The organism is Rhizobium sp. Rhizsp82, assembly GCF_047325115.1.
In the GTDB taxonomy this organism is placed as follows: Bacteria; Pseudomonadota; Alphaproteobacteria; order Rhizobiales; family Rhizobiaceae; genus Rhizobium.
Genome location: NZ_CP168571.1, coordinates 1,352,192 through 1,373,522, shown reverse-complemented (window position 1 = coordinate 1,373,522; position 21,331 = coordinate 1,352,192). Strand labels below are relative to the sequence as shown.

Here is a 21,331-nt window from a genome sequence, read left to right as displayed (position 1 = left end):
CACTAGCGGTGCTGATGGAGCTGCGTATTCCTGCTTAGCATCAAGCGGATGACAGCAACCTGATGTGGTTCAATCCGCCTTGGTTAGCGTGCATCACGAGCAACTCCCGGAGCGAGCATCGCGTCAACGGCACTCCTTCAATGTCCACCGCTCGGCCCGCACAGGCTGAGAAAACAAATGAGACGGAATACGTTCCGGACGTGTTCAATTTTGATGACGCTTCGCGGGTCAGCGATATTTAAGGTGTCCTGGGTGGGGCGGGCTTGAGAAAATCGGTGCAGTGGTTGGAGCCCGGCGTTTAGGTGGCCGCGCTTTACTGGCCGGTGCGATTGGTAGTTCAATCCGATTTGTCACAATCGGTTAACCCAGTGCGCAGAGATTGCTTTTTTGGTAACCGGGAAAAAGCAAGTGTTTGCTATGGTTCCGCCATTGAACCACCAGGATTGTTACCGTGACCCGCCGTTTCACCGAATTTAAATTGGTTGGCCCTGCGCTCATACTTGTTGCTATTGTAATTGCAGGGTTGGCGGCTGTCCCATACTACGGCGTCGCTCGCCTCGATGCCAAAATCCGTGAACGTCAGGAGACGCTCGTTAAGCGAAATATCTCCATATGGACGAATGATGTCGAGTTTGCCCTTACCGCGTGGACGATTTGGGATGAATCGATCGCTAAGATCGACAATCAGTTTGACTTTGAATGGGTTGATCGGAACATCGGCCGTTCGTTGATTGGCACATCGAGAACGCGATTCGCCGCGATTTTGAACGCCGACGACGCGATGATCTACTCACGGACTGCAGATGAGGTGCAGGCTCGCCCATTTTTTATTCGTGGCGCTGCTACCATTGGCCTGGACGCGGCAGGGCTCGTCTCATCCGTTCGGCAACGCGAGGCCATCGCCAACCCTCCCGGCATTCCCGATCCGGTCGCGGTGAGTAAAATCGAGGTCGTCGGCACGGATGCAGTGCTGCTTACGGCGAGCCTTTTCCAACCCGACTTCAAGACCGCCAAGCCCAAAGGCAAGCGAGCGCCTATTCTCGTTTCTGCGGTTCCCATAGCTGGAAGTCTGCAGGAGTTCTTGGGCAATCGCTTTCTTCTGGACGACCCGGCAATCGGCCCGCTGAGCGACGTATCGGAGGATCGCGCTCGTGCCGTGATTGCAACTGGATCGGACGGGCGAGCGGAGGTCCTATCGTGGCGTCCCTTGACGCCTGCGCGTGACCTTCTCATTCAAGCGCTTCCCCTTGCGGGCGCCGTCAGCGTTGTTCTAGTTTTCGGCGGGGTGTTCGTGGCACGGCTATCGCGCCGTGCTGCGTCTTCCTTGATGGACGCAGAAAAGCATATGCGGCATGTCGCCACGCACGACTTTCTAACCGGCCTCCTTAATCGGTCGGTGATCGACTTCGAGTTCGCGCGTCTTGTGCGGTCCTCGGAAAGCGTCACCGTCGCTTGCCTTGATCTCGACGGCTTCAAGAACGTCAATGACAGCTGGGGACATGCTTCAGGAGACGAGCTTTTAAAAGAGGTGGCGCGACGCCTGCGCACGAGTGTCAGCGGTGACGACGTAGTCTTTCGGCTCGGGGGCGACGAGTTTGCTGTTCTAATGCCGTCGGTATCGGAAATGGAGGCAGCCGAACGCTGCCGCCAGCTTTGCCTAGAAATCTCGAAACCATACGTTCTCGACACCTGCGAAGCGATAATCGGCGTTTCCATTGGACTTTGCGAAGCGTCTTCTGCCAAGGGCGCCTCATGTGACCAAGCGCTAAGAAACGCAGACAATGCACTTTACGAAGCGAAGGCCAGGGGGCGCGGGTGTGTGGCTATCGCTTCCAAGATTACCGCTTCCAAAGTGCCATCGCGGAACGTTGCGTGAATGCGATCAGGTGTTACGGTAGAACGATCGGTTCACGTTGCGTGAAGGTGCTCGCGGGTTCTTTTGTTGCGGCAGCAGTGGCGTTTGTTTCGTCAGCCGCGTTTACGAGGAAGGAGACCAGCCCGTATCCTGCCATCTTTGGTTGGCTCGACCTCTAAGTCGACGCGTCCTTTCCGTGTTTTAACTTGCTTTTCGGGCTTGCCGTCGTGCGCCTCTTTTAGAGCAAAAAAGCTTCGCTGAGCCGCGAGCCTATCCTCCTCGCTCACTAAACCAACTGCCGCGCCATCGAGATCGTGTCTCAAGGCGTCCGGCTGGGCGCTGGCAACGTAGTACCGCTTTGAGTGTACGTAAGACGCCGTCGCGCGACGCAGCTTAGAGATGGAATGCTCCGGCTTGCGTAGCAACTTGATCTGCTCGAACAGGCCGATCGCGAAGGGCCGGATGCTGTCACCTGGCTTTTGTGCCAGGATGCCGATCCGGCGAGTGAGAAGGTCCTGTATGGCTTCTGCTCGCTGAACTTCCAATTCTGTCGCTTCGATAGGGCCGCGTGAAGCGGTCCACGGCTCGTTCATAATGTTGTCCTCGGCTTTTACGCTGCAGGTGCCCTCTACAAAACTAGCATTTCGTTTCCGCTGAGTGAGCCAAAGGACTTTGCCCCAAAAAGAAACCAGGGCCACAGCGGAGCTGGGGCCCTTTCAGGGTCACAATGACTTAATGTTCTCTGCTGCGGCCTTTCCAGAACGACGATCCTGGACCACGTCCCAACTGACTTTCTGACCTTCGCGAAGCGTTGTCAGGCCCGACCGCTCTACAGCAGAAATGTGCACGAAGCTGTCGGGTGAACCGTCTGCAGGCTGGAGAAAACCAAACCCTTTGTCGCTGTTAAAAAATTTTACGATACCTGTGGGCAAATCATGTCCTCATCTTTTGTCCGTAACGTAGTTTATCTATGCGCGGGTTGCGACAATGCCAAGGGGGCAAACGCATCGCTCATGGTGATCGTCGTAAGTGAACAGATTGATCTCCAGCAGATTGCCCTGAACCGGTTCGACTTGAGCGCGAGCGTCTGAACTCGATGTAGATCAGCTTACGAGCCGGACGAATGCACGGCATCCAATACAACCGATTCAAAATTTACCCTCATAGAAAGAAGCCAAATGCGGTACTTGCGACCTGAGCCCCCGTGTGGCTTTCTCTTGCTATAGCTAGGGCTGGCCGCATGTCTCCACATTTTATATTCGCGACGTTACTCTCATTTGTCGGCATGGCCGCTCAAGTTGAGGCGAAATTGAGCTACGACGTCCATCAAACGGATGGCGGTCGCAAATTCGTGATTATTAGCGGTGATTTCGATTTTTCCGACGACCTGTCGCAGTTTCGGGATCTCGCGACACGCGAGCATCTTTTCGCTGTCGGCTTCGACAGTCCTGGAGGGAATGTAGCGAAGGCAATGGAACTCGGCCGCATAGTCCGCGGCCTTAATCTCTCAACGGTTCAGACCCGCAAGCTCGAATGCGCCTCGGCGTGCTCGCTGGCCTTCCTCGGGGGTATCAGCCGTTTCGCCGAGCCGGGTTCGATCGGTGTTCATAAATCTTCCTTCCGCGACGACTCGGGCGTTGAGGTCGATGACGCGGTCTCCGCCGTACAGCAGACGACCGCCGAGATAATTGGCTACATGTCTGAGATGGGCGTTGATCCGGCGCTGCTGCAGCTTTCACTTTCGTATAACAGTGACGACATTCGCTATTTGTCGGGTAGCGAAATGGCTAAATACAAGGTCACGACGCCGAACGCCGCACCGCTGCCTTCCTCCGACGACGTACGCGAAGCGCCCGCGGCTGTCGCAGTTACACCCTCCGGTGTGCAGGCAAAAGAACCTTCGCTTGAGGTTCCGGTTGCCCGTAACGGAGTAGTACGACATCCTAAGGGGAGGGCCCCGATCAAGATAAGGGGTGACGGGGACGCGGAGACGATCGGGGAGGCTCGCAACGGCGCTCCTCTGCGGATCCTCGAAGTCCAAGGCGACTGGTATCGAGTGTCCGTGGGAGGCAATGTTGGTTTTATGCACTATTCCTGGGTGCACGTGACGCAGTTCGAGGAAGACGCGGGGGAACGCAGATACATCCAGGTGAAAAGTTTCAGCTCGCTTCCGGAGGCAGAAGTATTCGTCCGGAAGTCTCCTGTACCGCTTTCTGCCCATCTTGCGGCGAACGGCTGGTTTGCCGTAACACTGAAGGACGTCTACGCAGAAGATGAGGCCAAGGATATCTCGAACGCCCTAAAGGGTCACGGCCTGATCGCCAAGGATTCGATGGTGACCGTCGGCAACACTTACGTTCGGAAGGTCTGCTGTGAGTGAGCGCCGCCTGCCACGAATTGGCCACTCGCACCTTCGCCGTACAACATGTCTGCTGCTCGCAGCCCTCTTTGGCTTCCTAGTCGCGAGCGGAGCCTCAGCGGCAATAGCCTATGAAAGACTGGTGCTGAGAGAGGGCGCTCGGCTGCTCGTCATCAAAGGCGAGTTCGAACCTGCCGACGATCCGATGAAAATGGTGGCCGAGTACACGGAGTTTCAGCCCGGCTTTATTACGTTTGACTCGAATGGTGGAAGCGTTGTCGCGGCCATAAAATTCGGTCGGGCCATCCGCGCCCTGAACGCAAACACCCTCCAGATCCGGTCCACGCAATGCGTATCAGCCTGCGCACTGGCTTTCCTTGGCGGGGTGAAGCGCTCTGCCGAACCGGGCGCAATAGGGGTCCATCAAGCATTTTTCTCCGACAATGCGGGATTGGACAACAAGGCCGCTGTTACCACGATACAGATGCTGACTGGGGAAGTTATCGGCTATCTATCTGACATGGGGGTTAGCGCAAAACTTCTTCAACTCAGCCTCTCGATCGAGAGCTCGGATATGAGGTATTTAACCACGGCGGAAATGCGGGAATGGAACATCATCACGGAGGATCGCGGACCCGGAACGCAGGCTGGTTCCGAGACTACGATCGCAACACCGGCTTCGCCAACATCTGCTCCTCAGTTCAAGACTGAAGCCGCCAAGCCTTCGCCGCCAAGCGCCCCCGATCGGGCAATCGCATTTGTCAGGAGATATCACGCGGCATGGTCTGCGCCAAACTCTGTGGCGATGGCATTCATGCAGAACGCCTACGGCGACGAGGTTATGTTCTATGGTAAGACAGTCAGCCAAGATGCTGTTATGAAAGACAAGTCCACGTTTGCCCAACGCTGGCCAGAGCGGATCTACAGTGTCAGGCCCGGATCGGAGACGGCTCTCTGTGGCGACAAATGCAATGTTACGGGCATCGTCGAGTGGTTCGCTCGCAGCCGGGAGCGCGGAAAGACCTCCTCCGGCATGGCCGAGTTCTCGCTCGTCTGGGACCCTACCACTGAAAAGATCGAGACGGAGAGCAGCAATGTCCTCGCGACTGATAAGGGAGCCAGGGCGCCGGACCGTGTGATCGGCCAGTGGCAGACAGAGAACGGGAAATGTCGCGGCAGCACGGATGTGGCGACGATTGAACGGTCTTGTGCCTGGCGAGAGGAGATCGGATTGCTGCTGGACCGCTTCGGCTGGTGCTACGGTCATCAAAACGAATACGGATACCAGATGGCATGGCATCTTTGTGATGCGACTTCCAATCGGCCGCGATAGGACGAGTGGGAAAGCCATGTCAAAGAGATCGGTTCTGGGTATTGACGCCGCTTGGACGGCCACCCAGCCAAGCGGCGTTGCCTTGATTTCCGATGATGGGAACGGCTGGGGACTGGTGGATGTCCACTCTTCCTACGACGCCTTCCTGAATGAGGACTATGTCGGTCCGGTCTTTCGACACCGCGGATCGCTGCCGAACGCTGGTCTTCTTTTGGAAAGCGCGCGAAGAAAAGCGAAGCATGAAGTCGATCTTGTTGCGGTCGACATGCCGTTATCCTTGCAGCCAATTGTCGGTCGCAGAGCCTCGGATAACCTGATTTCCGCAGCATATGGTGCCCGCCACGCTAGCACCCACTCCCCAAGCCAAGAGCGTCCGGGAAGATTAAGCGACGATCTGCGAGCTGCATTCGCGGTCGCCGGATACCCGCTTGCCGTTACCAGCGCGACCGGACCAGCACTGATCGAGGTCTATCCACATCCGGCGCTCATCGAGCTTGCAAGCGCCGACCGGAGACTGCCTTACAAGCAAGCGAAGGCCCGGAAGTATTGGCCAGGTGACGGACCTGATGGTCGGCGAGCAAATTTACTTCGGACGTGGCGAGAAATCATCGACCTGATCGACGTCAAGGTCGCCGGAGTTGGCGACGGACTGATGCTGCCGTCAGCAGATGCCCCGGTGTATGCATTAAAGGCCTTCGAGGACGCGCTTGATGCGGTAGTTTGCGCTTGGGTCGGCGCCTGTGTCCTTGATGGTCGGGCGAGGCCCTACGGCGATGAAACATCCGCAATTTGGGTTCCTGATCTGGCCGCTTCGTAATGCGCACGATCCGGAACCATCGATGCCGAGCGGACCTCAGATTGACTAGCGGCCGTCCGCTGAAAAGGTGTCGAATGTTCTGCGAGTTCAGCTTCCATAAAATAATCGCGTGAGTTGCTTCGATGCTACTGGACCGCCGCTTAACGTTATGCATCACTGCACTTTCGGGAATGGAGCGCATTCATGCTGGACGACGAGACCCCTTCTGCAGAGACTTCCGAACAGTCGATCTTTCAAAGCAACCTCTCGGTTGAGGCAAAGATCGAACGGGCTCGTACCGAGTTGCTAGATCTCTCGGCAAGAAATCGTCTCCTGAACGTCCCACGCTTCTCAAAGAGCGCGAAGACCATCGACATCGTCGATGAGAAGTCTTCCGAGGTGTTCCGCCTCCTCGTCACCGAAGGAAAGTCGATGACATTCCTCGCTGGAGCCAAAGGCCGTGAGCCTGTAGAGGGGGAGGGCACAGAGGAACTAGTCGAGCTCGCTCTGCCAGACGACGACGAGAGAGATGAGAGTGGACGCCTCGCTCGGCACGGGGATACCAAGCTCCAGACGAAGATGACACCGAACGCGCTACAGAAGCGTCTGATGGACCTCTATTTCGATGCCCGGACCCTTGAGGAGGAGCAGGGCGTTAACATCCTCTTCCTCGGCCTCGGTACCCTCAGGTGGATTGATCCTCAGAACCCAGAGAACATCCGGTATGCACCGCTTTTGCTCATCCCTGTATCACTAACGCGAGCAAGCGCCGCGGAACGGTTCAAACTGAAAGCGCGACCCGAAGAGTTCGCATCCAATCTTTCCCTCGAAGCGTTTCTAGATCGCATTCATAAGATTCGGATGCCGGACTTCGAAGCCTCGGAAGATTTCTCGTTCGACAGCTATGTGGAAAAAGCCGCGGAAGCCATTTCGGTCAAACCGGATTGGTCAGTACAGCCTGACGACATCGTGCTGGGCTTCTTCTCGTTCGCCAAGTTCCTGATGTACAGGGATCTGGATGCTACGCTGTGGCCAGAAGGTGCGAAGTTCACCGAGCGACCGCTCGTCAAGGGGCTTGTTTCGGACGGCTTCGACCGCGGCGCGGAGCTTCTAGCTGAGAATGCGAAGATCGACGAGCACATCTTGCCTCAGCAGATGACGCACATCGTGGATGCCGACAGTTCCCAAGCAGTCGCCGTTCATGAAGCTCGACAAGGGCGCGACCTCGTCATACAGGGCCCACCCGGCACAGGGAAATCGCAGACTATCGCGAACATCATTGCCGCCGCGGTCGCCGACGGAAAGACTGTTCTTTTTGTCGCGGAGAAAATGGCTGCTCTGGAGGTGGTCAAACGGCGCCTCGATCAGGCGGGTGTCGGCGACGCGTGTCTTGAGCTTCATTCCAACAAGGCGAACAAACGTGCGCTTTTGGCAGAGCTGCAACACGTCTGGGAACTCGGTGCTCCCAAGGGTGAAAGCGGTGAGGCACTTGATCGACGGTTGCTAGAGACGCGAGATAGTCTCAACGCCCATCCGGAACGGATGCATCGGGTCTATCAGCCATACGGCCTCTCAGCCTATCAGGTCCTGGGACATCTCACACGTCTCCGAAAAATCGGCATGCCGCCGTCGGAGATCCAGCTTCCCGAGGCCGCCAACTGGGCGCCCGACGTGAAGGAGCGGATCGTTGCCGTTCTCGCAGAACTTGGTCAACGCATAGAAGACATCGGTCTGCCTTCGCAGCATCCATGGTGGGGCGTCGGCCTCACTGGCATCACGCCGCTTGATCTCGAGAGACTGACCAAGCGTCTCACGGACGCATTCGGCGACCTTACTCGTTTAGTGGCCTCGATGAGCGAAGTAACGGGTGCCCTGTATCGCGCACCTGTGGACACGATCTCGGATTTTGAGGCCGAGCGGATCATTGCCGAGCGGCTGGCTACTTGTCCCATCGCCATCTCGCCTGCGGCGTTGACTAACGCAGTATGGGAAAGCTCGGCTCAGCAAATCGCCCAGTTGATTCGGGCGGGGGCGGAGTACTTGCGTCTTTCTGCGCAAGTCCGGGATGACATGAACGAAACTGCTTGGGGCGTCGATCCGATGCCTCTGATCACCACGCTACGACGTTTGCCCGCTTCCTTTCCGCTATCTGGTTACGCATCAATTGCGCAGCTGGACGCTATCTTGCCACGCTTCCTCACTGCCGCCGCGTCCTTGAAGCAGATGCTGGGGGTCACTACTTCAGCGACTTTGGGATCGATTGGCAGACTTGTGACCATTGGCGAGCGCGTCGCCGATGCGCCCGACGCAAGCCCGGACGCGTTCGTTGCTGCAATATGGGAGCGTGGTCTCGATCAGGCGAGCGACCTCGCGGAGGCGGTGTCGACATTCCACCAAGTTAGCTCGGAGTTGTCGGGAAAGATCGCAGATCAGGCCTGGGATATGGATCTGATGGCCGCTCGGACAGCGGTGGCGATGCACGGGCGCCGCACATTCAAGTTCCTGAGCGGCGACTGGCGCAAGGCGAGGGCGCTTGTCCGAACAATTACAACTGAAACCAATCCGGACGAAATTGTTCGCCTGCTCGATCTACTTCAGAAGGGCAAAGTCGCAAGATCTACTATCAAAGACGGCGATGGTCTTGGCCGAGGTGCGTTCGGCGCTGATTGGCGTGGTGACAAATCTGATCCGAGGCCGCTGGAAAGCTTGGTTCTCTGGATGCGCAGCCTCAGAGGGGTTAGCGCCGAGGCAAGGCAAATCGCAGGGCGCTTAACCGACAAAGCATCGGTCGCAGCTCGCTGTGAGCAGGTTAGGGGTTTGCTCGATGAAACCCGCAAGCTCATGCTTGCTCTCTGGAGCGAACTTGGAGAGGGAGCAGGCGGCCTTTTCCCAGACGTCATCGGTGCAGATGAGGTCGTCCTTACGCAGGCTGCGAGCGTGTTGAAAGAGGTCGCTGCTGCGGACAAGTCAAGCTCTGTTCTTCTGAAAGCAGTGCCCGAAGACAATGGCACCCGTATCGCACGCTTGGAGGTCCTGGCGACCGCTCAGGAACGCCGCCGCTCGCTCGACATCGCCGAAGAAACTGGAAAAGCGGCGTTCGATACTCTGTGGAAAGGACCAAGCTCCGATTGGATGCAACTAGCGGCGGCCTACGACTGGATAACGCATAACAGCGACATCCGTATCCTTGCTTCCCGCGTGGAAAACAAAATCGAAATTGCAGAAAAAGCTCGCTCCATCGGTGTCGACGGGGAACGGTTTTCTCTCGAATTCAATGACATATTGAAGTTCCTTCAGGCGGACACAGAGGCTCTTCTCAAAACGGACGAACTTGCGACGGCATCGCTTGCCCAGATTGGGGAAAAGCTAAGAAGGTGGATAGCGAGTGAAGAGCAGCTCTCAAAATATGCTGCTTACAACGGCCGCGCGGCCGATGCCGGAAGTCTCGGTGTTGATCAGGTGGTCGACCATCTAGCCGATGGCAGGATCCCGCCAAGTGAGGTCATCCCGCATTTCGAGATGGCATACTATGAAGCGCTCCTTCGCCATCAGCACTCGCAGGACCCAAACCTCGCACGGTTCGACGGTGAGGTCCACACGAGGCTCGTGAACGAGTTCGCCAATTTGGACAGAAACCGCATGCGTCTGTCGCGGCTGGAGGTCGTCAAGGCTCACCATCGAAAGATCCCGGCGGTCAGTGGTCTTGGTCCCGTCGGCATCCTTCGCGGGGAGATGGCACGGCGCCGCAATCATATGCCGATCCGACAACTCATGCAGAAGGCATCGCCGGCTATCCAAGCATTGAAGCCTGTCTTCATGATGAGCCCCCTGTCCATCGCCCAGTTCCTGCCGCCGGGAGTACTGGAATTCGACTTGCTCGTGATGGATGAGGCCAGTCAGATCCAGCCTGTCGATGCATTGGGAGCAGTGGCGCGAGCCAAACAGGTCGTTGTGGTCGGCGACGAGCGACAGCTTCCGCCTACAAAGTTCTTCTCGAAGATGACCTCTGGATCGTCCGACGATGATGATGATGGTGGCGCTCAAGTCTCCGACATCGAGAGTATTCTCGGCCTCTTCTCGGCGCGCGGTCTGCCCGAGCGGATGCTGAGGTGGCATTATCGCAGCCGCCACCAGTCCTTGATCGCAGTATCGAATTCCCAGTTCTACGACAGCAAGCTCTTCATCGTCCCGAGTCCTTACACGGCAGAGGCGGGCATGGGGCTTCGCTTCAATCATGTCCCAGGCGGAACTTTTGAAGATGGCGTAAACAAGATCGAAGCCAAGGTCGTCGCGGAAGCGGTCATCCGGCACGCGTTGAACACGCCCGATCAATCGCTGGGAGTCGCCGCTTTCTCGATTAAGCAGCGCCGTGAAATTCAGGATCAGGTAGAACTGCTCCGACGACTGAACCCGCAGACGGAAGAGTTCTTCCATTCGCATCCCCACGAGCCTTTCTTCATAAAGAACCTGGAAAACGTCCAGGGTGATGAGCGCGACACGATCCTGATCTCGGTCGCCTATGCTCGCAGCCCGAGCGGAGCGCCGTTGAGTATGCGCTTTGGGCCTCTTGGTGCCGAAGGGGGAGAACGTCGCCTGAACGTGCTGATATCGCGAGCGAAGCGGCGCTGCGAAGTCTATGCGTCGATTACCGACGAGGACATCGATCTGGAGCGGGCAAAGGGCAAAGGCGTTTTCGCTTTCAAGCTGTTCCTGCATTTCGCCAGGACCGGTCGTCTATCCATGAACCAGCGAACCGAACGCCAAATGGACAGCGTCTTTGAAGAGCAGGTCATGGCAGCTCTCCAGGAGCGGGGATATCAAGTCCATCCACAGGTTGGCATCGCCGGGTTCTTCATCGATCTGGCCGTTGCGGATGAAGGCGTTGCGGGCCGATACCTGCTGGGCATCGAGTGCGATGGAGCGGCGTATCACGAGTCCCGCTCAGCAAGAGATCGGGACAGGCTCCGGCAGGCTGTCCTGGAAGATCACGGCTGGAACATTCATCGCATCTGGAGCGCGGACTGGTTCCAGCGCCCGAAAGCGGAACTGGAACGCGTCATCGCCGCCATAGAGCAGGCAAAGGCGGTTGCCCTCTCCGGCGGAGCTGCAGACAGCTCGTCCGCTACCAGAGCGGTTCCGGTCGAAGTCGTTACCATCGATCGGGCGGATGTCACTGAGATTGGATTGCAGCCCCCGTCCTTTGATAGTTCGACGCCCTTGTACGAGGAGGTCTCCCTATCGCCAAACACGATGACCGAACTTCACGAGGCGCCGATTGGCACTCTCGTCACCTTGATCAAGCGAACTGTCGAAGTTGAGGGCCCTGTCCACAGGGACGAGGTTATTACGCGCATTCGTACGGCGTGGGGCTTGCAGCGAGCGGGAAACCGGATTGACGGCCATGTTGGCAATGCAATCGCAGCGGCCGTTAGCGCGGGACACGTATATCGTTCGGGAGATTTCCTGCTTTGGCCGGATTCCGAGACCAGGCTACGCGATCGCAGCGCTGTATCTTCACAGAGCCTCCGAAGGATTGAGCTGATCCCGCCAATGGAAATAGATCAAGGGCTGGCATCTCTCGTTGGAGCCAGCCTGGGTGCCACGGAGAGCGAGGCAGTTAACGCTGTCGCGCGGGGCTTGGGCTTCAAGGCGACCAGCAGTCAGCTGCGTGACGTGATCATTGGGCGGATCGAGGCGCTCAAGGCCAACGGAGAGCTATCAGTCCGCGACGGCATGCTGATCTCGGGGAATAATGGAGTATCAGCCCGGTGATCGGCTCGCTTGTTCAAGAATGGTCTCCCGGACGAGACTCGGCCAGGCGCTGGGTTAGTTCCGCGGCTATGGCGCTAGCGATCATTTTGGTCTCAATAATGGCAGCTAAGGCTACGAACACCCCGTGCAGCGGCGCGAAGGGTGGGATCTCCGGCTGCCAAGGCGAGACATTCATCTGCAACGACGGATCGGTTTCAGCGAGCAAGAAGTCATGCTCCGCGTACATGGAAGGCGCCGTCGGGCTTCTTGGTTCTCCTGCACCTGAAATGACGCCGACTGTGAGCGGCGACTGCTCCTGCCGCTCTGGGGCTTACTGCACTGGGCCGCGCGGTGGGCGCTACTGCATCTCCGATAACGGGAAGAAAAGCTACCTGCGGAAATGGTAGCGTTGTGTTCGTTGGTCCGTTGCTGGCGTGATGCCCCATCATCATCTTGACAGAGCTGCTTGTTCTGTCCAAAGAGAAACTTCTGCCGCGGAAATAATGTGCCCTTGTAGCTCAGTTGGTAGAGCACCTGATTTGTAATCAGGGGGTCGTGGGTTCGAACCCTGCCGGGGGCACCATCCTGCGATTACTTAGCAGAATTCGTTTATGCGACTTCTTACCTGCAACCTGGCTCTGGGTAACGCTGGGATAACGATTTTCTTAGCAATTTGGTTACATTTGTCCCGGGTCGTCCACGGGCTTTAACGCTTCTGCACACTGAAAGGCCGCCATCCCCTTGTGGACCGGAGACGGCGGTTTCAAGTTGGCTCCGGTTGGATGAGCGGAGCACCAATTGGGTACAAGAAGAACATTCCCTACGCTTTCAAGAATTTGATGTTTTTTCAAATTTTTGATGTGTTCTTTGACGAAAAGCCGGCTGGTTTATTCAACCTGCTCCAAGCATGGCGATGTTGCTTGGCAGCGTGCTGTCGGCACACTGTGGGATTGGATCGGGCGGGAAGGCAACTTTCCCGCGGCGTCATCTATGCTCTTGAGTCGACGCGACGGCGCTGCGGCCGCATCTCGTGCTGTGAGTGGTGATGTCCTACTGCTTCACTCGAAATAACGCGCCGGAAAGGTATGCCGGATCAGCCGCGATCGCTTATTGTCTGGTATATCCACGAGTGAGATTGACGGCGCTGAACCAGGCTGACCACGCAAGTGAAGTGCTGGTAGTCCAGACTGCCGCCGACAGCCCCACCATAGTTCCAAGATCGTTCCAAGCCATTTCCGAGTACGAACGCCCAATCGGATCACCCGACTTGCCGGTGACATCCGTCTCGTCTCGTTCCCGTTCGGGCATTGATGAGTGATCCTCGGTCTTTTCGCCTGGCGATACATCATTCCTCACAACGACAAGGGGAGGAGTTCTCTTTCGCATCTCTGTTTCCTGCCTATCGCTTACCATCAATGCTTGCTGCGGCGACCGCTCTAGCGAAAGCTGCGTGTCAATGAGCCGTCACGTCAGGCAAAGACAGCTCGAGCGCTAGCGTGGCGACAGCCATTTCTTCAATGTCTCTAAGCCTGTCATGGACGTTTTCAGGGCCGGCGATCATCGACGCGATGGCCGTCGCTTTTTCGCGATCACCGTAACTGGCGACGTATCCCTCCAACAGAACTCTTCTGCCGATTACGCTAACCGAGATGGACGAGCTTTTGAGATCGTGCTCAGCGGACATTGCCGCCTGCACGCTTTCAAGTTGATCTCGGGCGAGGTTTTCTGGCTGGAAAGTCATTTAACGCCTCCTTTCGATGCGAGGGAAACATTAAAGCGACGATTTCGTTCAGCTCCCGGGACTTAGGTCCTAATGGGGCGGGAGCGTAATCTCCCTCACTTCATCGTCCGACAGTCGTTCGACGCTGACCATGATGCGCGGGTTTACATCAATCCTGTACTAAACCATGGACCTTAGTCCGACACGTGGAACAGAAGCGATCGCGGCGTGCTTATTACGCATTCACCCGTGGCTTTTCCAAAAGGAGTGGCGTCATGAAATTCGGTTTAGACAGTTTCAGTCACGAAGACTGCTGTTCGCAAGGTCACAGCTCCGCCTCGACGATTGCCACCATCAAGGCCGCGCTCGCGGGAGACCCGACTTTCGATAGCAGTGCGATCACGATCAACATGCTCGGGCCCGTCGCTGTTCTTGAAGGGTACATTTCAAATACGGTGGACCGCGAAAAGGCGATATCGATTGCCGCCATAATTGTAGGCTTCGAGAACGTACACGATCGGATGTTGAGCCGCGCGATGCCCCATTAAGTTAGGCGGGCTCCACTAAGGTGTGGCTTGCGACATAGCCTACGTCCGCTTGGGAAACTGACCATCGATCAGTTTGATCGCGCGCTCCAGGCAGACATCAGGACCTTCGACGATCGTTGACAGTGCCTGGGCGTCGCCGAACTCGATCACCCGATTGTCGCCCGGCGGCGTTATGACAGCCAGGTGGCCACTCGGGCTGTAGATCGCGATGCGGTAGCCGCGATGATGGTGAAGCTGGCTGGGCAGCTTGCGCCTTCTTAGTGTGCGTGACTTAGCCGTTGGGAGGGTGCCGCCGTACAGCGGTCTGGGGATGATCGGGCCGCTAGTACATCTGCTTTCTGTACCCTGACCTTGCCATCTTCGTCATCGCCCCGGCTGATCGCTGCTGAGGCGAGGTCCCTGTAGAACTCCGCGTAGCGAACGAGTTGTCTATGGGACGGTTCCGTCGAGCCGGACGTTGCAGTCATGGCATCGTGCTCGACGATGACCATCCAGACATTGTTGCCGTCCGTTATCGCCACATGCCCATTATCCGAAAACAGGAATGCCGCTGGCTCGCAAAGTTCGAAATCGCGGAAGTCATCCATCAGCTTGCCTTTTTCCCTTTGAGTTCCGACGCCAATGACTTCTTCAAAACGTCCATGATATTCACGACATTAGACGGCGGGGCCGAGCCCGGCTTGTCCTTGGCGGCTTTCTTGGGCTTCAAAAGCTTCTTCTTCTCGGCGATGAGTTTCAAGAGGCTGGCTTGGATGGGATCGCTCGCCATGTCGGGTGACCAGTGCGCCGTCTTCGACTTTATCAGCTGCTGAACCAGAGGAATAAGGTCTGGGTCTGCCGCATCGTCGATGTTCTCAAAGTAGTTATCTTCCGGTCGGACCTCGTCGCCGAATCGGAGCGACCACAGGATTATCCCTTCGTCGCGCGGCTCAAGGATGACGGCTCGCTCGCGGCGGCCCATGACAAGTTTGGATACGCCGACGACCTTGTCGGCTTTCATGGCGTCCCGGATGACTGCGAAAGCCTCATTGCCGACAGCGTCGTCAGGCGTCAGATAGTGCGGCTTTTCGAGATAAATCCAGTCGATACTGTCGGCCGGTACAAACTTCTCGATGTCGATTGTTTTCACCGTATCGAGAGCCACATGATCGAGATCATCGTCTGTCAGGATGACATAATCATTCTCGCCGCGAGCATAGCCCCTGGCTTCGTGTTCATCTTTGACGGGCTTCCCGGTGACAGAATCAACATATTGGGAAACAACCCGGTTGCCTGTATCGCGGTTCAAGGTATGGAAGCGAACTTTCTCGCTTTCGCTCGTGGCCGGGGTCATGGCGACGGGGCAGGTGACCAGTGAGAGTTTGAGGTAGCCCTTCCAGTAGTATCGCGGTGCCATTGCTTAGCTCCCTCAGCTTGCCTTGCGACGCGGAGCAGCTCCGGAGGAGGCGGCCTTCGATGCCACCGCGCGTGCGGCGCTCTGTCTGCCTGTGCCTTTGTTGGCATTGGCAGCAGTGCGCTTCGGTTTGTTCTTCGCAGCCCGCATCATGCCGGCGCTTTCGCGTAGCGCGGCCAGGAGATCATTCGGCTTCGAGACTTCCACTTTCTTGGTCTTAGGCAAGGATTTGCCCTCGATCTTTGCCTTCACCAGGTCGGCGAGTGCAGCCTCGTAGCGGTCTTCAAAGGTGGCCGGGTCGAAGGACCCCTTTTTTGTCCCGATGATGTGCTTGGCGAGATCGAGCATTTCTCCTTCGATTTTGAGTTTAGGGATTTCCTCGAAAGCCTTCTTCGAAGACCGGACTTCGTAATCGTAGCTCAGTGTGGTGGCGATCAGGCCCTTGCCGTGCGGGCGCACGAGAACGGTGCGCATCCGGCGAAAAAGGACAGCTCGGGCGACCGCGGCGACCTTAGACTTCTTCATGCCGTCCCGCAGAGCAACGAAAGCGTCCGCTCCCATCTTGTCGGGCGTCAGGTAGTAGGGTTTGTCGAAATAAACGTCGTCGATCTCGGTGCAGGGGATGAAAGCGTTGATCTCGAGCGTCTTGTTGCTTTCGGGGATCGTAGCGGCAACTTCTTCGGGATCGATCATGATGTACTGTCCGTTTTCGATCTCGAAGCCCTTGGTCTGCTGATCCTTCGGGACCAGGTCCTCGGTCTCGCTGTCCACGAACACTCGGTTGACGCGGTTCCCCGTCGATGTGTTGATTGTGTTGAAGGTGATGCGCTCCGACGTGCTGGCCGCCGTGTAGAGCGCGACGCCGCAGCTCACTTCACCAAATTTGAGGAAGCCCTTCCATTGGGCCCGCTGTCCCGATGCCATACGCTTTACTCCGAATCAGTGGTTGTGATTCAAAGACGTACGAAGGTGATTCGTTCCGACACGAAACGAATCATTTTTCAAAGGCTTAGGGAATCTTCCTGCGAAATTGATTCAGCAACTGGTTTTCAACCCGGTTGGGTCGTCGTGGATTGCCGGGCAGGAGTCATTGGGCTGAGGTACTCGCCGTCGTTACCGGGTCGACGAGATGGCGGCCAAACGGGTTGATCGCTACCAACAAACCCATCACAACCACGGCTACGGAAATCGAAAGTAGACCCCTGCGCACAACAGCCCCCCGAGAAAACACCACCCGAATACTCACTTTGTAGGTTTTCTAGCGTCAAGCGGTCAATATTCAGTGAAAGACCGGCGAGCCTCCGTGCCGCGCTCCGTTTCCCCCGTTCATCCGCTTCTGCGCTTGCGGATGAGGGTCGATAGGGTAGTTTTGGACATCCGAGGAGCCCAGATTCTTGATGCAGAAGTTACCCTTATTGTTGTTCGCGGCCGTGACCCTGTTTCAAGTTGGGATCGCCGGGCGGAGCGTTGCAAACGATGTCGATCACGAGAGCCGAGACAGGCCAAAACTCCTTGACCGTACATGCGAAAGCCTGAACCACGCATACAAGCGGATGCGGGAGCAATCTCTTTATCGGGAGACGGTTTCCGAACTTATGGCTGATGGGAGCCTTCGCGAGTATATGACCCTCATTGTGCACGGCGACTACGTCTACTCCAAGACATCGGACTCCCAGACTTGGGACAGGCAAAATAACGATGCCGCATACTGGCAGAGGTTTACATCCTGCACGGTGAAAAACGTTCGGGGCGCTGCCCTTTACTACGCCACCTATCACTACAATGGCCGCGTCCTTGGTGTGGAAGTCTGGACAACAACGGATGGCGGGACGTTGATCAAGATTGTTCGGCGCTACCCAACGGGCGAATGGTTTTTTCCATTCGCGACGGTGGTGTCAGTGATCGACTACAGACAAAAGTCGATCACGGTGCCCTCAGCCTACACCTGTGGCGGGAACCCTTGTAGCCTCTGACGGACGCCGTTTGTTCGTCACTTCGTGAAGCCATTGGCTGCCGGCGGGCCAACTGCTAGGGCAAATAGGCTTCGCCAACCGAGTGGTGAGATCCATAATAACAGATGAAACTTAGAACGACGTCTCCACTCGACGGCGGGCCGTGATTGCGAAGGCATTGGACCGAGCGTAGTCGCTCGGCATTCAGGTCGACACGGATGCTTGATTTGCAAAGTTGCTGGAAGATTGGGCGAAAGGCTTGATGACGATGAAGCAGGCTCGCGACGCTGACCTTCATGACATTCGAAACCGGGACCAAGACCGCGCGGACTGGCGTTCTCTCGGTATGGCGTCCACTACCGCCAAAGCCAAGGGGGCTCTAGCAAGAAAACAAGAAGAAGGGTAGTTGTGGCCGAGACAATCGTTGGTCGCGCGAGCGCGGCAATCGGCTGCTGATGACGTCTTGCCATTGCTCAATGAAGCCTAGTGGGAACGTCCTCGAACGCGCCCATACCTTCCTGCTCAACAGTAGCTAAAAACTCTGACCATGCCGCGTCCTCGGTCTCGAACGGGTTGTCCCACACCGTCGATGTGTTGCGTTCGTTAATCACCTCAAGGTGCCAGGTATCTTCAGTCTCGATCCTAAAAATGCGGACTTCCACAACAACACCATCCTTCGAAAAGCTGGTGCAAAACTTAGAGAAGACAATTTTTGGATCTTGTTCCATTAGCGTACTCCATGAAAGCTGTCGGGGACAGTCGAGCCGCTGTCGCGTTCCTTTGTAAAGCCATGGTCGCACTTATCAACAGCTGCTGACCTATTAGAGGCTGATACGTTTGCCCGAATAACTCCCTACACCATTGACACTGGCCATCATATGGAACATACCAAGAACAAAGGAAAGAGGTCAGCGATGATACGATACGCGAGGCAAACCGAAGCAACCCCGACAGTGGAGGTTTCCAAGGCTCGAGTAGGCGCCGCCAACGTCACTGCAGCTGCCGGCAAAAGTGTTACGGAGGCGCCACCCACGGAGCCAGAACCGGATTGCACCCACATCAGCACCTTGGTGCTGAGAGCGGATGTCCCGCCACCTAAAAAGAGGGCTGGCAGACCAAAGGTTGTTAGATCCGATAAAGTCGAAAAACAAGCGTCCGCGAAGGGTGAAACCGGTGACCTGCTCAGCGAGTTGGCGGCAGGGACTTAAATCGTCTCTCCACAGCACTGGTGTACCGATGCAGAGGCCTCGTTCGCGCGAGCGGTCGTCGCCCTGAAAGCCGACCGCTGAACGCGGTGGCGGCCAGTATTCGGCGAAGGCGGCGATGGATCTGACAACTGTTTCTTAGCTGACTGCGCTCGTCGCAGGTGAACCAGTCCCGAACCGGCCATATACCTTCCGGGGACGTTCCCTCTCTGGCGGATGAGGCCAGAAGTATGCATCATTCTGCTGCTCAGCAGCAGGCCGGACGGGACTCGCCATTATCCCTAAACAGGAGCAGAGCAGGTCGGAGATCTTGGCCGCTTATCAAAGAACACCCGATCTATAGGCGGCACCTAACCAAAAACTTGGCTACAGAACTGCGATTTGTCTTATGCATGTAAGAAGCGCAGCCGCTTCTGCTGACCGCGAAAAGTAATAGAACGTCTGTCTCCCGCGCCGCGTTTCCGCGATACCCGCTTCTTTCAGCACGCGCAGATGCTGCATCGCGGCACCTTCATTAATGCCAATGATCTCCTGAAAGTCGACAGCCGTCCGCTCGCAGTCGAGCATTAGCTGAGTCATTCGGTACCGGATCGGATGGGCAAGCGTTCGCAACAGGCGATCCGCCTGTTGTAAATCGAACGGCGCGGAAACGTCGGATACGTCGTTCATCGTCTCTTCCATTGACTGCATCTGCAAATTCCGAGGTAATCCGCCCCCTGATTCCGAAATGATGTCGCCCCCTGATTCCGAGAAATAGTCGCCCCCTCGTTCCGAGATGATGCCGCCCCCTTTTGAGGCATCTTTCAAGGGTGGTCTGCAGGTGTGAAGTTTCTTCCCTTGAGGTCGAGGAGGAAGGAACGCAATGCCTGCGGAGAGAGGTGGAGATGCGGCGTGTCCGCGAGATACTGAGATATCGGTTTGAGCAAGGACTTGGGCACAAGTCGATTGCGGTGCGGGTTGGGACTGCGCCGTCGACGGTGCGCGAGACGCTACGGCGTGCAGCGGTTGCTGGCCTGTCGTGGCCCCTTGGTGACGACGTCAGCGATGCAGTCCTGGAGGCGGCGCTCTACAGGGGGGCCGGGACGAAGATAGGACACCGCCGCGCGCCGGAACCAGATTGGGCGCAGGTCCACCGCGAGCTGAAGCGCAAGCATGTGACGCTGCAGATCCTATGGGACGAATACATCGGTCTTCATCCGGATGGTTATCGCTATAGTCGATACTGCGACCTTTATCGCGGCTGGGCGTTGAAGCTACCGGTCACGATGCGGCAGGATCATGCAGCCGGCGACAAGCTGTTCGTCGATTATGCCGGCGACACCGTTAGCGTCGTAGTCGACCGATTGTCTGGCATGACACGACAGGCCCACCTGTTCGTTGCGGTCATGGGTGCATCGAGCCTCTCCTACGCCCAGGCGCGCTGGAGCGAAACGCTTCCCGACTGGATTGAATGCCATATCCAGGCGCTGGGGTTCTTCGGCGGCGCGCCGGCGTTGCTTGTTCCGGACAATGCCAAGGTGGCGATCATCAAGGCGTGCCACTTCGATCCTCAGGTCAACCGGACGTATAGCGCGATGGCGACGCATTATGGTAGCGCCGTCCTGCCGACGCGGCCGAGACGCCCTCGTGACAAGGCGAAAGTCGAGGCCGCGGTTCGTATCGTCGAACGCTGGCTGTTGGGCCGCCTTCGCCATCGCACCTTCTACAATCTCGCCGAGGTCAACGCCGCGATCGCCGACTTGCTGCATGATCTCAACGACAGGCGGGCCCTCCGTCGGGTCGGCGTCACGCGCCGCCAATTATTCGAAGAGCTTGACCGGCCTGCTCTAAGGCCATTGCCTGTGGAACGCTATGTCTTTGCGGAATGGCGTATCCGGCGTGCCGGATTGGATTACCACGTCGAGATCGAGCGGCATTATTACTCCGTCCCTTATCGCTTCGCTCGCGAGCAAGTCGAGGCGCGCATCACCGCCAATACGATCGAGATTTTCCACAAAGGCGAACGGATAGCCGCTCATCGCCGCTCCAGCGGCAACGGCAAGCACACGACGACCCCCGATCACATGCCCTCGGCCCACCGCCGTTTTGCCGACTGGACGATCGAACGCATTCAACGCGAGGCCACGTCCATCGGGCCGGAGGTTGCGTTGCTATGCGAAAAGATCCTCTCCGACCGGCCGCACCCGGAGCAGGGCTTTCGAGCCTGCATGGGAATTATCCGTCTGAACAAGGGCTTTGGGCGCGACAGAGTGAATGCTGCTTGCAGCCGTGCGCTGGAGATCGGAGCCCGGACCTACGGTTCGGTGCGCTCCATCCTCGACAATCATCTCGATCGAGCCGCCACCACCAATGGACCAGCCTCGCATGAGCCTATCCACCACGAAAACATCCGCGGACCTCGCTACTACCACTAAGGAGA

General features: G+C 57.1%; 16 protein-coding genes and 1 tRNA gene. 10 read left to right on the top strand and 7 right to left on the bottom strand.

Annotated features, from left to right (window positions below; genetic code table 11):
• Positions 1–451 precede the first annotated feature (451 nt).
• A complete protein-coding gene (locus tag ACEN84_RS30455) occupies positions 452–1,876 on the top strand; it encodes a diguanylate cyclase domain-containing protein (protein WP_413711673.1) in 1,425 nt (474 codons plus the stop codon).
• A gap of 92 nt (positions 1,877–1,968) precedes the next feature.
• On the opposite strand, the gene ACEN84_RS30450 is transcribed toward ACEN84_RS30455, so the two are convergent.
• Positions 1,969–2,448 carry a ProQ/FINO family protein gene (locus ACEN84_RS30450; RefSeq protein ID WP_413711672.1) on the bottom strand — a complete coding sequence of 160 codons (480 nt, stop codon included), beginning with the start codon at positions 2,446–2,448 and terminating at the stop codon, positions 1,969–1,971.
• A gap of 129 nt (positions 2,449–2,577) precedes the next feature.
• Positions 2,578–2,787: a cold-shock protein gene (locus ACEN84_RS30445; RefSeq protein ID WP_413711671.1), complete on the bottom strand. Its 210-nt coding sequence runs from the start codon at positions 2,785–2,787 to the stop codon at positions 2,578–2,580.
• 377 nt (positions 2,788–3,164) lie between these two features.
• On the opposite strand from ACEN84_RS30445, the gene ACEN84_RS30440 reads away from it, so the two are divergent.
• From ACEN84_RS30440 to ACEN84_RS30415, 6 genes are all read left to right on the top strand, one after another.
• Positions 3,165–4,235: an SH3 domain-containing protein gene (locus tag ACEN84_RS30440; RefSeq protein WP_413711670.1), complete on the top strand. Its 1,071-nt coding sequence runs from the start codon at positions 3,165–3,167 to the stop codon at positions 4,233–4,235.
• Positions 4,236–4,356: 121 nt separating this feature from the next.
• Positions 4,357–5,547 (top strand): hypothetical protein, encoded by a 1,191-nt coding sequence (locus tag ACEN84_RS30435; RefSeq protein WP_413711669.1) that lies wholly within the window; start codon positions 4,357–4,359, stop codon positions 5,545–5,547.
• Positions 5,548–5,563: 16 nt separating this feature from the next.
• Positions 5,564–6,364 carry a DUF429 domain-containing protein gene (locus ACEN84_RS30430; protein WP_413711668.1) on the top strand — a complete coding sequence of 267 codons (801 nt, stop codon included), beginning with the start codon at positions 5,564–5,566 and terminating at the stop codon, positions 6,362–6,364.
• A gap of 183 nt (positions 6,365–6,547) precedes the next feature.
• A complete protein-coding gene (locus ACEN84_RS30425; RefSeq protein WP_413711667.1) occupies positions 6,548–12,115 on the top strand; it encodes a DUF3320 domain-containing protein in 5,568 nt (1,855 codons plus the stop codon).
• 68 nt (positions 12,116–12,183) lie between these two features.
• Positions 12,184–12,501, top strand: coding sequence for a hypothetical protein (locus tag ACEN84_RS30420; RefSeq protein WP_413711666.1), 318 nt, complete (start codon positions 12,184–12,186; stop codon positions 12,499–12,501).
• 100 nt (positions 12,502–12,601) lie between these two features.
• A tRNA-Thr gene (locus ACEN84_RS30415) sits at positions 12,602–12,677 on the top strand.
• A gap of 870 nt (positions 12,678–13,547) precedes the next feature.
• Here the strand turns inward: ACEN84_RS30415 and ACEN84_RS30410 are convergent.
• On the bottom strand, positions 13,548–13,835 hold the full coding sequence (locus ACEN84_RS30410; protein WP_413711665.1) for a BON domain-containing protein: 288 nt from the start codon (positions 13,833–13,835) through the stop codon (positions 13,548–13,550).
• Positions 13,836–14,089: 254 nt separating this feature from the next.
• On the opposite strand from ACEN84_RS30410, the gene ACEN84_RS30405 reads away from it, so the two are divergent.
• Positions 14,090–14,362 (top strand): BON domain-containing protein, encoded by a 273-nt coding sequence (locus tag ACEN84_RS30405; protein WP_413711664.1) that lies wholly within the window; start codon positions 14,090–14,092, stop codon positions 14,360–14,362.
• A gap of 586 nt (positions 14,363–14,948) precedes the next feature.
• On the opposite strand, the gene ACEN84_RS30400 is transcribed toward ACEN84_RS30405, so the two are convergent.
• Together ACEN84_RS30400 and ACEN84_RS30395 are read right to left on the bottom strand one after the other, a co-directional pair.
• Positions 14,949–15,758, bottom strand: a complete 810-nt coding sequence (locus ACEN84_RS30400; RefSeq protein WP_413711663.1) for a Ku protein — start codon at positions 15,756–15,758, stop codon at positions 14,949–14,951.
• Between the two features lie 12 nt (positions 15,759–15,770).
• Positions 15,771–16,679 carry a Ku protein gene (locus ACEN84_RS30395; protein ID WP_413711662.1) on the bottom strand — a complete coding sequence of 303 codons (909 nt, stop codon included), beginning with the start codon at positions 16,677–16,679 and terminating at the stop codon, positions 15,771–15,773.
• A 473-nt stretch (positions 16,680–17,152) separates the two neighbouring features.
• Here ACEN84_RS30395 and ACEN84_RS30390 point away from each other — a divergent pair, with 473 nt between their 5' ends.
• A complete protein-coding gene (locus tag ACEN84_RS30390) occupies positions 17,153–17,728 on the top strand; it encodes a hypothetical protein (RefSeq protein WP_413711661.1) in 576 nt (191 codons plus the stop codon).
• Between the two features lie 452 nt (positions 17,729–18,180).
• Here the strand turns inward: ACEN84_RS30390 and ACEN84_RS30385 are convergent, their stop codons facing one another.
• Entirely contained in the window at positions 18,181–18,435 is a 255-nt protein-coding gene (locus ACEN84_RS30385; protein WP_413711660.1) for a hypothetical protein, read from the bottom strand.
• Between the two features lie 843 nt (positions 18,436–19,278).
• Entirely contained in the window at positions 19,279–19,719 is a 441-nt protein-coding gene (locus tag ACEN84_RS30380) for an ArsR/SmtB family transcription factor (RefSeq protein WP_413711659.1), read from the bottom strand.
• A 77-nt stretch (positions 19,720–19,796) separates the two neighbouring features.
• Here ACEN84_RS30380 and istA point away from each other — a divergent pair, with 77 nt between their 5' ends.
• On the top strand, positions 19,797–21,326 hold the full coding sequence (istA, locus tag ACEN84_RS30375) for an IS21 family transposase (protein WP_413711658.1): 1,530 nt from the start codon (positions 19,797–19,799) through the stop codon (positions 21,324–21,326).
• Positions 21,327–21,331 lie beyond the last annotated feature (5 nt).